The following is a 12443-nucleotide window of genomic DNA, read 5'->3' as shown; positions in this document are numbered from 1 at the left end:
GCACTTCATCGAGCACTACAATCAGCGCAGGCCCCACACCGCACTCAAAGGCGCCTCACCCGTCAGCCGCGTCATCAACCAACCGGGTTAGTACATCTAGGCTTCCCTGGGCGTCTGGATTTCCCTTGGTCTAGATTTCGTAGTCGAGTGGTACGGGCTGGCCGTATGCGCCGGAGTGGTAGAGCAGGGGTGTGCCGTCGTCACCCACCTGGCCTTCCACCACTTCGACCACCACCACTGCGTTGTTTTCGAAGGACAGCCGCATCTGGATCTGCCCGATCAGCCAGCCGGCAACGTCCTTGAGAATCGGGACCTCATGGGGGCCGAGAGCCCAGTGGTCACCGGCAAAGCGCTCCTTGGTGCGGGCAAACCGGTCAGCGAGTTCCTGGTTCTCCAGCCCCAGCATGTGCACGCCGATGTATTTCGTGTTGGCCACCGCCGGCCAGGAACTTGAGCTGCGCGCCATGTTGAACGTAAAGCGGGGTGGCCTGGCTGACAGCGACGCCACAGACGTTGCGGTAAAGCCGTAGGGGACCCCGTTGTAGTTCACCGTGATGATGGCAACTCCGGCCGCATGGCGGCGGAACATCTCCCTGAACGTACCTTCGAAGGCCGCGTCATCTGAGGCCACTGTGATCGAACTCCCTGCTGGGCTGGTGCTTGATGGGTCCTACTACAAGAGTATTGGGCTTCCGCCGTGCTGTGTGAGTCCTGGGGGCAACAGGGCCATGTGCCGTAAAGCCGGGGAACGTTTGTTAGCGTTTCTTCATGACCCCACCAGCAGCCGCAGCCTCTTTCCGCCGCCATGACGGGGTGGACGCCTCCCCGGCACGCAGTTCCCGGCGCCGGGAGCGGAGCCCCCGCAGCTGGCCTTGGGTGGCCGGGGTTGTCGCGTCGGGCGTACCGGCCGGGGTGCTGTGGTGGCTGCTCGCACCCGGCGGCCTGAATCTCGTGACGGGCGACGCCGCCCTGGCATCGGGGACGAACACTGAGGTCTGGCTTCCGCGGGATCTTGTCCTGGCGGGGCTTTTCCTGGTCGCGGGCTGTCTCGTGGCGGTGCTGCTGGCGGGCCGGAAGGACGGCGGATCGGACCGCATGCTGGCGCTTACCGTGGCGGCAAGCGGCGCGGCGGCCGGCCTCGCGTGGCAGACCGGGCTCCTGGCCGGCCTCTGGATTGGCGGACCCCAGGACACGTCCGCCAGTGTGAGCGTCGCTTTTTCGCTGCGGTCCTACCCCGTGCTGCTCCTGTGGCCGGCAGCTGCTGCGGGCGGTTACTTCGCCATCAGCCTGCTCGAATTACTGCACCGGCCCAGGGACAGGCGCGCGGACACCGGCCATCGTGTGTGAGCGCGTCCGCTGGTGAGGTCCGCGGACGCGTAAAATGGACCGGTGACCACATCTCCGGACAGCTCCGTACGCCCGAATTCCGCCGCCGCCGTCGACTTCCGCACTGTAGACCTGCGGGGCCGCCGCCTGACCTTGGCCGAGCTCCGCAGCGCCGTACCGCGGGCCCGGCATGAGATGGTGGCCGACGCGGAGCAGAAAGTCACGGACATCATTTCCGCTGTCCGGCAACGGGGTTATGCGGCGCTTACTGAATTTGCCAGCCGCTTTGACGGGGTGGAGCAGGCTCATCCGCGGGTTCCCGCCGAGGCACTGCAGTCTGCCCTGAGCGGCCTGGACCCGGCAGTACGCTCGGCCCTGGAGGAATCGATCAGCCGGGCCCGGCGTTTTGCCGACGGCCAGCGTCCGGGCGATGTCGACATCGCCCTCGGTGACGGCGCCGTCGTGAGCCAGAAGTGGGTGCCGGTAGCGCGGGTGGGGCTTTATGTTCCCGGCGGTCTCGCCGTCTACCCGTCGTCGGTCATCATGAACGTTGTTCCTGCGCTGGCAGCCGGCGTGCAGTCCATCGCCTTGGCTTCACCGCCGCAGAAGGACTTCGCCGGGCTTCCGCACCCCACCATCCTGGCGGCTGCGGCACTTCTTGGCATCGACGAGGTGTACGCGATCGGCGGCGCGCAGGCCATCGCCGCGTTTGCCTATGGAGTGCCCGGCACAGGGGGAGAAGAGGCGCTGGAGCCGGTGGACGTTGTCACCGGGCCGGGGAACATTTTCGTGGCCACGGCCAAGCGCCTCGTCAAAGGGGTCGTGGGGATCGATTCCGAGGCGGGTACCACCGAGATCGCCATATTGGCGGACGAGACAGCCCGCCCGGCCTTCGTCGCGGCGGACCTGATCAGCCAAGCGGAGCACGATCCGAAGGCAGCCTCGGTGCTGATCACAGATTCGGAGGAGCTCGCTGCCGACGTTCGCGAGGAGCTCGGGCTCCAGGCCTCGGCGACCAAGCACAGCGGGCGGGTACGTGAGGCACTCTCCGGGCCGCAGTCCGGAGTCGTGCTGGTGGACGACCTTGAGCAGGGCATTGCCGCCTGCGACGCCTACGCGGCCGAACACCTCGAAATCATGACCGCGGACGCTGCCGCGGTGGCGGCACGGATCAGGAATGCCGGGGCCATCTTTGTGGGGGACTACAGCCCCGTGAGCCTTGGCGATTACTGCGCGGGATCAAACCACGTGCTGCCCACCAGCGGAACGGCCGCATTCTCATCGGGTTTGAATGTGACAACTTTCCTGCGGGCGATCCAGATCATCAACTACACGGAATCGGCGCTGGAACAGGTCAGCGGGCACATTGTCAGCCTCGCCGGGGCAGAGGACCTCCCTGCCCACGGCGATGCTGTGACTGCCCGCTTCAAGACAGAACGCTAGCCACTACATGTAGTAATTACAGGATTGTTATTCCTCTACATCTAGTCGTAAACTGGTTTTGGAACGAGGCCAGGGGAAGGAACGAACGTGTACTGTCCGTTTTGCCGCAACCCTGACTCGCGTGTGGTGGACAGCCGCATAGCTGACGACGGTTCAGCGATCCGGCGCCGCCGGCAATGCCCGGAATGCGGCCGCCGGTTCACAACGGTCGAAACCACCAGTCTTTCGGTGATCAAGCGTTCCGGCGTGGGCGAGCCTTTCAGCCGCAGCAAGGTCATCAACGGTGTCCGCAAGGCCTGCCAGGGCAGGCCCGTCAGCGAGGATGACCTGGCTATGCTGGCGCAGGAAGTCGAGGAGAACATCAGGGCCTCCGGTGCGGCCGAAATCGACGCCCACGAGGTTGGCCTCATAATCCTGGGGCCGCTGCAGAAACTGGACAAGGTTGCCTACCTTCGTTTCGCCAGTGTGTACCAGGCCTTTGAATCGCTGGAAGACTTCGAATCCGCCATCGCCCTGCTGCGCCACGAAGGCGAGGTCGAAGCCAAGCGGCTTGAAGGCAAGAGCTCTGAGAAGAGCCAGCTCTAAGCTCCGGTGGCGGCAGCGGAGGGGAAGCCACAGCCGCCACCGGCTCCATTAACTACAGAAGGCGGCAGACTTCGTGTCTGCCGCCTTCTGCGTTTAGTGCCTGCGGTGTGCCACCGAAGTACTGACTACTTCGCGAGCTCGTGCTTCACCGCAATCTCCAATGCCGCTCCCACGATGCCGGCTTCGTTTTTCAGCTCGGCGGGGACGATGGGGGTGCGCAGCCGCAGGTGCGGCAGGTACTCGCTGGCACGCTTGGAGATGCCGCCGCCGACGATGAAGAGTTCGGGGGAGAACAGGAACTCGACGTGTGAGAAGTAGCGCTGCAGCAGCACGCTGTACTCCTCCCAGCTGAGTCCGTCCCGCTCCCGGGCAACGGCAGAGGCCTTGCTCTCGGCGTCGTAGCCGTCAATCTCCAGGTGGCCGAGTTCGGCGTTGGGAACGAGGTTGCCGTTGAAGATGAAAGCCGAGCCGATGCCGGTGCCGAGCGTGATCACGAGGACGGTGCCGTTGATTCCCTCGCCGGCGCCGTACCGGGCCTCGGCCAGGCCGGCCGCGTCGGCGTCATTGATGACCTCCACCGGGCGTCCCAGTCGCGCGGTCAGCAGCGCATCGATGTCCGTGTTGATCCAGCTCTTGTCCACATTGGCTGCGGAGTGGACCACGCCGTGCTGGATGATGCCGGGGAACGTCACACCGATCGGGCTGTCCGCCTCAGGGGCGTCCGGACGCGCAGCCAATTCCTCCACGACCTTGGCCACCACCTCCACGACAGCCGCAGGCGTTGCCGGCTGGGGCGTCGGCAAGCGGAAACGATCGCCGATCAGTTTGCCCTTCTTCAGGTCGACGATGCCGCCCTTGATGCCGGTGCCGCCGATGTCGATGCCGATCAGCGGTGCGTTCTTGCGGGTTTTTTCGTCCTTCTTGGCCAATGCAATTCCGTTCGTGGCAGGGTTATGGGCTCGGGCAGGGCAAGGGTCTCTTGCCGGGGGAGTCAGGGCAGGTAAAGGGCCCGTGTCAGGGACGGGTGAGGATCTCGGCACCTGATTCGGTGACGAGAAGCGTATGTTCGAACTGTGCGGTGCGCTTGCGGTCCCGCGTCACCACGGTCCAGTCGTCGGCCCACATGTCCCATTCGATGGTCCCCAGGGTCAGCATGGGCTCGATGGTGAAGACCATGCCCGCCTCGATGACTGTGTTGTAGGCAGGGGCGGCGTCGTAATGGGGGATGATGAGGCCGGTGTGGAAGGCCTCGCCAACTCCGTGGCCGGTGAAATCGCGGACAACGCCGTAGCCGAAGCGCTTTGCATAGGATTCGATGGCGCGGCCGATCACGTTGATCTGGCGTCCCGGTGCGACCGCCTTGATGGCGCGGTTCAGGGCTTCCTGGGTCCGCTCCACCAGCAGGCGCGACTCTTCGTCCACGTCTCCGACGAGGAACGTGTAGTTCGTATCGCCGTGCACTCCGCCGATGTAGGCCGTGATGTCGATGTTGAGGATGTCGCCGTCCTGGACCACGGTGCTGTCAGGAATCCCGTGGCAGATCACTTCATTCAGCGAGGAGCACAGCGACTTGGGGAAGCCGCGGTAGCCCAGGGTGGAGGGGTACGCCTTGTGGTCCAGCAGGAATTCGTGGCCGATGCGGTCAAGTTCGTCGGTGGTGACCCCGGGGACGATATGCTTTCCCACCTCGACGATGGCCTGCGCCGCGATCTTTCCGGCGGTCCGGATCTTCTCTATGGTTTCGGCCGACTTCACCTCGGAGCCTGTGAACTTGGCCGGACCGGCCTTGCCGACATACTCGGGCCGCGGGATGGACGCGGGGACCTGCCGCGGCGCGCTCACTGATCCCGGGGTCAGCGTGCCGGTGGGTGCGGTCGAGGCTAAGGAAGGCATAGATTGATCATATAAGGCAGGGCAGATTGGCATGTAAATTAATGCGGCCGACAGGCCACGATGCCGTTTACGTTACGTGCATCACGCCCAGGCCGGCCTTGCCGTCAACCGGAAACGAGGAACAGGATGCCCGAGTACTGGTACAACGTGAAGACCCATGAGGTGGAAGAGGACGCGTTGTCGGACTGGACCCAGCTCATCGGCCCCTACAAGACAAGGGAAGAGGCCGAGCACGCGATGGAGAAGGTCCACGCCCGCAACGAGGCCTGGGAAAGGGACGACGAGGACTGATCCATTCCGCGGCGTCCGGCTAGAACGAGTGTTCCGGTCCGGGGAAGTGTCCTGACCGGACCTCCTCGCCGTATGCCTTGGCCGCATCGCTGAGGGTGGAGCGCAGGTCGGCATACTGCTTGACGAACTTGGCCATTTTTCCTCCGCGCAGCCCGGCCATGTCCTGCCAGACAAGAACCTGGCCGGTAGTCACGTTTCCTGCCCCTATGCCGATCGTCGGCACCGTAACCGCCGCATCGACCGCCGCCGCCGTTTCGGCTGGCACCATTTCCATGAGTACGCTGAACGCGCCGGCGTCCGCCAACGCCACGGCGTCATCGATGAGCCGCTGGGCATCGTCCCCGCGGCCCTGAACACGGTAACCGCCCAGCGAGTGCTCGCTCTGTGGCGTGAAGCCGATGTGCGCCATCACCGGTATGCCCGCCTGGACCATGGCCCGCACGGTTTCCGCGTAGAACGCGCCGCCTTCGATTTTGACGGCGTGGGCGAGCCCTTCCTTCAGGAACCGGACGCCGGTGGCGACTGCCTGCTGCGGGGACACCTCATAACTGCCGAACGGCAGGTCTGCCACGACCAGGGCCCGCTTTGCGGTACGGGTCACGGCCCGGCACAGGGGCAGCAGTTCATCGACCGTGACCGGGAGGCTGGATTCATTGCCGAAGACGTTGTTCGAAGCAGAGTCGCCCACGAGCAGCACCTCAATGCCGGCCTGGTCGAAAATCTCCGCTGTGTACTGGTCGTACGCCGTCAACATGGCGAAGCGCTCACCATTGGCTTTTGCCTGATGCAGGTGGTGCGTGCGAACCTTGGCTGCCGGTTTGCGGGGGGCTTCCGACGACGGCGGTCCCCCCGCCGCAGGACCGGTGCCGTAAGGGGCGGGTACTTCTGCGGACGCGCTTGAGTCAGGGCTGCTGCTGGTGGAGGCCATAGGCTAGAGCGTAAACCGAGACCCGCAGTCCTAGCTACCGCGGGCCCTGCAGGGCCGGGTGATTCCGCTCACAGGAAGCGGCTGGGTGCTGCCCCTGGCATCAAATCCGGTGCCCTTGGGGTCGAATTCGGCCCGCTTGCGGCTGCGGCACATGTTAACGCTGTGTTTCGCGCCGCACCTGCGCCAGCATCAGGTTGCAATGCTTAGTAAAGTGAGTCGTGAGCTGCCGCCGGCCCCGCGAATACCAGGGGCGGAGGCATGAACGTTGACCCGGAGAAGAGGCTTCATGGACCGCCAGCAAGAGTTTGTCCTGCGCACGATCGAAGAACGTGACGTACGGTTCGTGCGTCTCTGGTTCACCGACGTCGTGGGCTCACTCAAATCGGTGGCACTGGCACCGGCTGAAGTGGAAGGCGCCTTCGAAGAAGGCCTGGGCTTCGACGGTTCTTCGATCGAAGGCCTGGCCCGCGTGTTCGAGTCCGACATGCTCGCCCAGCCGGACCCCGCCACCTTCCAGATCCTGCCCTGGCGCGGCGAAACGGAGCAGACCTCCAGGATGTTCTGCGACATCCTGACGCCGGACGGCGAGCCCTCGGCCGCCGATCCCCGGAATGTCCTCAAGCGCACCCTGGCGAAGGCTGCCGACATGGGCTTCACGTGCTACACCCACCCCGAGATCGAGTTCTACCTCCTGAAGTCCCAGGAGCCCGGTCCGGACGGCTCGCCAATCCCCGTGGATGAAGGCGGCTACTTCGACCATGTGCCGGGCGGCGTGGCCCAGGACTTCCGCCGGACGGCGGTCACCATGCTAGAGTCCGTCGGCATCTCCGTGGAGTTCAGCCACCACGAGGCCGGCCCCGGGCAGAACGAAATCGACCTCCGGTATGCGGACGCGCTCCAGACGGCGGACAACATCATGACGTTCCGCACCGTCATCAAGGAGGTGGCGCTGCAGCAGGGAACCTATGCCACGTTCATGCCCAAGCCGTTCACGGCACATCCCGGCTCCGGCATGCACACGCACTTTTCCCTGTTTGAGGGCGACACCAATGCTTTCTACGAAGCCGGATCCGAGTACCAGCTCTCCGAGACGGCGCGCCAGTTCATTGCCGGCATCCTGAAGCACGCCCCGGAATTGACGGCCGTGACCAACCAGTTTGTGAACTCCTACAAGCGCCTTTGGGGCGGGGGAGAGGCACCCAGTTACCTGAGCTGGGGGCACAACAACCGCTCGGCGCTCGTCCGGGTCCCCCTCTACAAGCCCGGCAAGGGACAGTCTGCCCGGATCGAATACCGAGGCATCGACTCGGCTGCCAACCCGTACCTCGCGTACGCGGTGCTTCTGGGCGCCGGGCTCAAGGGCATCGAGGAGGGCTACCAGCTGCCCGCCGCTGCCGAGGACGACATCTGGTCGCTGAGTTCAGCGGAGCGCCGGGCTATGGGCCACGACCCGCTGCCTGCGAGCCTGCATGACGCCATCCGCACCATGGAGGACTCAGAACTCATGCCGCAGATCCTGGGCGAGCAGGTGTTTGAACACTTCCTGCGCAATAAGCGGGCCGAATGGCAGGACTACCGCCTGCAGGTGACGGCCTATGAGCTGCAGCGCAACCTTGCCATTCTCTAGGCCACGGCCGTGAGTCTGGCCCGCCGTCTCATTGCCGCCGGCTTCAGCGACCTGGAGAAGGGCGAAAGGTTCCTTGCCGCCCCCGAGCTCGACGGCATCGAACAGGACGTGCTGTTCGCAGGCCTCCAGCTCGCCGCGAGCCCGGACGCAGCGCTGCAGTCCCTGGTTCGGCTTATCGAGAAACACCCGGACCTGAGGAAGCTGGCGGCGGCGGACACGGACAGGAGCGAGCCGCTGTACCGGGTGCTGGGCGCCAGTGAAGCGCTCGGCGAGTTCCTCATCCGCCACCCGGAGCACCTCGACGCCTTCGACGTGACCGCAAGCCCGGAACCCCTGCCCACGGACGCGGCCGAGCTGCGCCTGCACCTCCTGAAATCGGTGCACGCCGATCCGACAGCCGCGCGTCCGGTGGCGGGGATAACAGGCACCGAAGCTTACGAGGCGCTGCGCACCGCCTACAGGCGCGGCGTGGTGGACCTGGCCGTGAAGGATCTTTGCGCGGCGGACCCGCTGGATTTCATGCCGGCTGTCGGCGCGGAACTGGCCGACCTTGCCGGCGCCGCCATCGAAGCCGCTTTGGCCGTCTCCCGGGCGGAGGCAGGGGAGCAGTTCAGTCCTGAGGAGGTTGCCGACGTCGGACTTGCCGTGATCGGCATGGGCAAGTGCGGTGCCCGCGAACTGAACTATATCTCCGACGTCGATGTCATCTACGTGGTGGAGAACGGGCAGCTGGAGGACGCGCGGGCAAGCAGCATCGGCACGGCGCTGGCATCGGGCATTTCGCGCGCCATTTCCTCTCCCGCCCGCGAGCCCGGTCTGTGGGAGGTGGACGCCAACCTTCGCCCGGAGGGCAAATCCGGGCCGCTGGTCCGCACCCTTGATTCACACCGCAGCTACTACGCCCGGTGGGCCGAGAGCTGGGAATTCCAGGCCCTCCTGAAGGCCCGGACCATAGCCGGAGACGCCGACCTGGGCGGCCGGTACGAGGACGCGGTGTGGCCCCTGGTGTGGTCTTCCGCGGGCCGGGACGGGTTTGTCGAGTCAGTTCAGGCCATGCGCCGCCGTGTGACGGAGCATATTCCGGCCGCCGAGGAACAGCGCCAGATCAAGCTTGGCAGGGGCGGACTGAGGGACGTGGAGTTCACGGTCCAGCTTCTGCAGCTGGTGCACGGAAAGTCCGACGAGTCGCTCCGGCACCGCGACACGACGTCAGCGATTGCAGCGTTGTCGGCCGGCGGCTACATCGGCCGCGCTGATGCCGCCGCGTTCGACCATGCCTACCGGTACCTGCGGCTGCTCGAACACCGCATCCAGCTGTTCCAGCTCCGGCGGACACACCTGATGCCGGTCAAGGAATCGCTGCAGCGTGCCCTGGCCAAGGCCGTGCTGGGCCCGTTCTCCACGGACCGGCCGCATCCCGACGCCCTCATGGCGACCTGGCAGAAGACCAAACGCTCGGTTCGGGAGCTGCACGACCGGATCTTCTACCGCCCGCTGCTGAACACCGCCGCGAAGCTGAGCAGCGAGGATGCCAGGCTGACACCGGAGGCTGCCCAAGGCCGGCTCGCCGCGCTCGGCTACCGCGATCCGCAGGGGGCGCTGCGCCACATTGAGGCTCTGACGGCCGGTGTGAGCCGGCGAGCCGCCCTGCAGCGGCAGCTCCTGCCGATTCTCTTGGGCTGGCTCGCCGAGGGTGTGGATCCCGACGCCGGGCTGCTGGCTTTCCGCCGCATCAGCGAGGCTCTGGGAACCACCCACTGGTATCTCGGTATGCTGCGGGACTCCGCAGCGGCGGCAGAGCGGCTCTGCCACATGTTGTCCAACTCGCGGCTGATCGCCGACCTGCTGGAAGTATCACCGGAGTCCGTGGCCTGGCTGGGATCCGATAAGGAGCTCACGCCCCTCAGTTTTGAGGCCCAGTGGCATGAGATCGCGTCCAAGATGTCCCGCCATGCTGAGCCGGAAAACGCCATGCGGCTGATCCGGCTGATCCGGCGGCGGGAAATCCTGCGCGTTGCCATCGCTGACAGTGCCGGCCTGCTCGCACAGGACCAGGTGGGTGTGGCCCTGGCAGAAACGGACAGGGCGGCCATCCTCGGAGCCCTGCGCGTTGCGGAGAATATCGTATCCGCGGCGGGCCCGCTGAAAACCTCGGTACTCGTCGTGGCCATGGGCCGGCAGGGCGGACGGGAGATCGGCTACGGTTCCGATGCCGACGTCCTCTACGTCCACCGCGCTCTGCCAGGCTATGCCGACGATGAGGCCCAGCAGCAGGCGGCGAAGATCGTGAACCACATCTCCAGCCTCCTCACCCAGCCCCTGAAGCCCGCCATCATGGCCGAGCGCGTGCTCACAGTGGATGCTGACCTGCGCCCCGAAGGCAAGAACGGCGCCATGGTGAGATCCCTTGAATCGTACGCCGAGTATTACCGGCGCTGGTCGCTGGTCTGGGAAGCGCAGGCCCTGCTGCGCGCCAGGCCCATTGCGGGCGATGACCGCCTCGCGGATGACTTCCTCAGGCTCATCAATCCAATCCGGTACCCGGAGTCGCTGTCCGAGACGGACGTACGGGAGATCAGGCGTATCAAGGCCAGGGTGGAAGCTGAGCGGCTGCCTCGCGGTGCCGATCCGGCCCGGCACCTCAAGCTCGGCCGGGGCGGGCTCAGCGACGTCGAATGGCTGGTGCAGCTGCTTCAGCTGCAGCATGCGGGGCGCCACCCGGAACTGCGGACAACATCAACGCTTGAGCCTTTGCAAGCCGCTGCAGGCCTGGGTCTCCTGGAGGCGGCAGACGCCGAGTTACTGGCCGAGGCGTGGCGCCTCGCCAGCCGTATCCGCTCCGCCAATGTGATCTGGACGGGACGTGCGTCTGACGTGCTGCCCTCCTCCAGGCGGGACCTGGAGGCGGTTGCACGCTGGTGCGGTTATGAGGAAGGGATGGCCACGGCCTTCGAGGAAAACTACCTGCGGGTCAGCCGGCGCGCGCGGGCCGTCTTCGAGAAGGTTTTCTACGGTCACTAGGCCGCGTTTGTCCTGCCCGGGAGGGCTGACACGTCTTGGGGCGAGTGTTAGGTTGGGCCCATGGCTACCCAAATCTTCGTAAATCTCCCTGTCAAAGACCTCGACAGAACCGTGGAATTCTTCACGGCGCTGGGCTTCAAGTTCAACCCGGACTACACCGATGAGAACGCGACCTGCATGATCGTCAATGACGATGCCTACGTCATGTTCCTGGTGGAGGGCTTCTTCAAGACCTTCACATCCAAGGACATCGTGGACGCCACAGGCGGCAGCGAAGTGATCCTGGCCTTCTCCGCCGACAGCCGTGAGGTGGTGGACGAGATGTACAACAAGGCCGTCGCGGCCGGCGGCAAGGAGTCCCAGCCGGCCCAGGACTATGGATTCATGTACAGCCAGAGCTTCCAGGACCTCGACGGGCACCTCTGGGAGGTCATGTGGATGGACCCGGCGGGCCCGCAGGCAGAATCGGCGGCCACGGCCGGACCCTGAGCCGCTCGGATTCCTAAGAACGTCAGACTGAGCGGACATGGATCCCCACGTATGGCTGATCTCCCTTAAGGACCTCGATGAGGACGCGCGGTCCATCCATCTGGGTGAGGTGGCCCGGATGGAGCGCGGACCCGGCCAGGACGACTTCGTCGGCGATCCGCTTCGGATGATGCTGGCCGGCCTTGAAGAACCGTCGAGGATGCCCTATGTCATCGAAGAAGGGGGCCAGGCCGTGGGCGTGCTGACGCTGCAGTCCGGCGCGGCCGGGCTGGCGGGCTGGCCGGACGACGACTCCGTGTGGCTGCTCCGGGGGTTTCTCATTGACCTGCGTTGGCAGGGAAAGGGACTGGGTCCGGCCGCCGCGGCGGCAGCTGTGGAGGCCGCTGCGAAACTCACGGCGAGACGCGGCGGCGGGCAGGCAGGCGTCGTACTTTCCGTTAACGAACGAAACGGATCCGGAGTGGCCGCCTACCGCAAGGCCGGCTTTGAGGACCGCGGCCAGTACCTGGGCGGTGATACCGGTCCGCAGCGCACCATGTACGCGGCGTTCCGGCCGTAAGGCAGCACTGCTGGACGATCCCGACAGGTCCGACTTAAGAAAGCAACCTCCGCACATGGGGGACATGCGGAGGTTGCCGTTCCTAACGCTACCCATCGGTAGGTTAGTCACTCAACTTGACTAGCCCGCCGACGGGTTTGCCTGCTGTTCACTTACCGCACCTATCGTTCGTATACCGCCGCGGTAAACGGCCCATGGGGGAGCTACAGCGGCGGTAGGTGGCCCGCCCACGTCTTGGGGGAGCATGAGCGGGTCACCGCATTCCTTCGGCACATCGATTA

The 12443-nt window shown here is 65.3% G+C and carries 12 protein-coding genes; 8 read left to right on the top strand and 4 right to left on the bottom strand.

What is annotated here, in order from left to right:
• Nucleotides 1–130 precede the first annotated feature (130 nt).
• A complete protein-coding gene (locus ACIP90_RS12390) occupies nucleotides 131–589 on the bottom strand; it encodes a flavin reductase family protein (RefSeq protein ID WP_400579617.1) in 459 nt (152 codons plus the stop codon).
• A gap of 179 nt (nucleotides 590–768) precedes the next feature.
• On the opposite strand from ACIP90_RS12390, the gene ACIP90_RS12385 reads away from it, so the two are divergent.
• The 3 genes from ACIP90_RS12385 to nrdR all read left to right on the top strand — a co-directional run bounded on the left by ACIP90_RS12385 (nucleotide 769) and on the right by nrdR (nucleotide 3354).
• The gene (locus tag ACIP90_RS12385; protein ID WP_400579604.1) at nucleotides 769–1347 is read left to right on the top strand and encodes a hypothetical protein; all 579 of its coding nucleotides are present in this window, start codon (nucleotides 769–771) and stop codon (nucleotides 1345–1347) included.
• A 42-nt stretch (nucleotides 1348–1389) separates the two neighbouring features.
• A complete protein-coding gene (gene hisD, locus ACIP90_RS12380) occupies nucleotides 1390–2769 on the top strand; it encodes a histidinol dehydrogenase (protein WP_400579603.1) in 1380 nt (459 codons plus the stop codon).
• Nucleotides 2770–2856: 87 nt separating this feature from the next.
• A complete protein-coding gene (gene nrdR, locus ACIP90_RS12375) occupies nucleotides 2857–3354 on the top strand; it encodes a transcriptional regulator NrdR (RefSeq protein WP_400579602.1) in 498 nt (165 codons plus the stop codon).
• 125 nt (nucleotides 3355–3479) lie between these two features.
• On the opposite strand, the gene ppgK is transcribed toward nrdR, so the two are convergent.
• Both ppgK and map read right to left on the bottom strand, forming a co-directional pair.
• A complete protein-coding gene (gene ppgK / locus ACIP90_RS12370; protein WP_400579601.1) occupies nucleotides 3480–4283 on the bottom strand; it encodes a polyphosphate--glucose phosphotransferase in 804 nt (267 codons plus the stop codon).
• 85 nt (nucleotides 4284–4368) lie between these two features.
• Nucleotides 4369–5247 carry a type I methionyl aminopeptidase gene (gene map, locus ACIP90_RS12365; RefSeq protein WP_400579600.1) on the bottom strand — a complete coding sequence of 293 codons (879 nt, stop codon included), beginning with the start codon at nucleotides 5245–5247 and terminating at the stop codon, nucleotides 4369–4371.
• Nucleotides 5248–5373: 126 nt separating this feature from the next.
• Between map and ACIP90_RS12360 the strand changes: the two genes are divergently transcribed.
• Nucleotides 5374–5538 (top strand): SPOR domain-containing protein, encoded by a 165-nt coding sequence (locus ACIP90_RS12360; RefSeq protein WP_400579599.1) that lies wholly within the window; start codon nucleotides 5374–5376, stop codon nucleotides 5536–5538.
• Between the two features lie 19 nt (nucleotides 5539–5557).
• On the opposite strand, the gene panB is transcribed toward ACIP90_RS12360, so the two are convergent.
• Nucleotides 5558–6466: a 3-methyl-2-oxobutanoate hydroxymethyltransferase gene (gene panB / locus ACIP90_RS12355; RefSeq protein WP_400579598.1), complete on the bottom strand. Its 909-nt coding sequence runs from the start codon at nucleotides 6464–6466 to the stop codon at nucleotides 5558–5560.
• Between the two features lie 286 nt (nucleotides 6467–6752).
• Between panB and ACIP90_RS12350 the strand changes: the two genes are divergently transcribed.
• The 4 genes from ACIP90_RS12350 to ACIP90_RS12335 are packed head-to-tail and all read left to right on the top strand — an operon-like array spanning nucleotide 6753 to nucleotide 12162.
• Complete coding sequence (locus ACIP90_RS12350; protein ID WP_400579597.1) at nucleotides 6753–8093, top strand: glutamine synthetase family protein; 1341 nt, start codon at nucleotides 6753–6755, stop codon at nucleotides 8091–8093.
• A gap of 9 nt (nucleotides 8094–8102) precedes the next feature.
• Complete coding sequence (locus tag ACIP90_RS12345) at nucleotides 8103–11114, top strand: bifunctional [glutamine synthetase] adenylyltransferase/[glutamine synthetase]-adenylyl-L-tyrosine phosphorylase (RefSeq protein ID WP_400579596.1); 3012 nt, start codon at nucleotides 8103–8105, stop codon at nucleotides 11112–11114.
• A 60-nt stretch (nucleotides 11115–11174) separates the two neighbouring features.
• Nucleotides 11175–11603 carry a VOC family protein gene (locus ACIP90_RS12340; RefSeq protein WP_400579595.1) on the top strand — a complete coding sequence of 143 codons (429 nt, stop codon included), beginning with the start codon at nucleotides 11175–11177 and terminating at the stop codon, nucleotides 11601–11603.
• Nucleotides 11604–11640: 37 nt separating this feature from the next.
• Complete coding sequence (locus ACIP90_RS12335; protein WP_400579594.1) at nucleotides 11641–12162, top strand: GNAT family N-acetyltransferase; 522 nt, start codon at nucleotides 11641–11643, stop codon at nucleotides 12160–12162.
• Nucleotides 12163–12443 lie beyond the last annotated feature (281 nt).

The organism is Arthrobacter sp. NPDC093139, assembly GCF_044754165.1.
In the GTDB taxonomy this organism is placed as follows: Bacteria; Actinomycetota; Actinomycetes; order Actinomycetales; family Micrococcaceae; genus Arthrobacter.
Note: the sequence above shows the minus strand (reverse complement) of the source record. Positions and strands in the feature narration are given on the sequence as shown.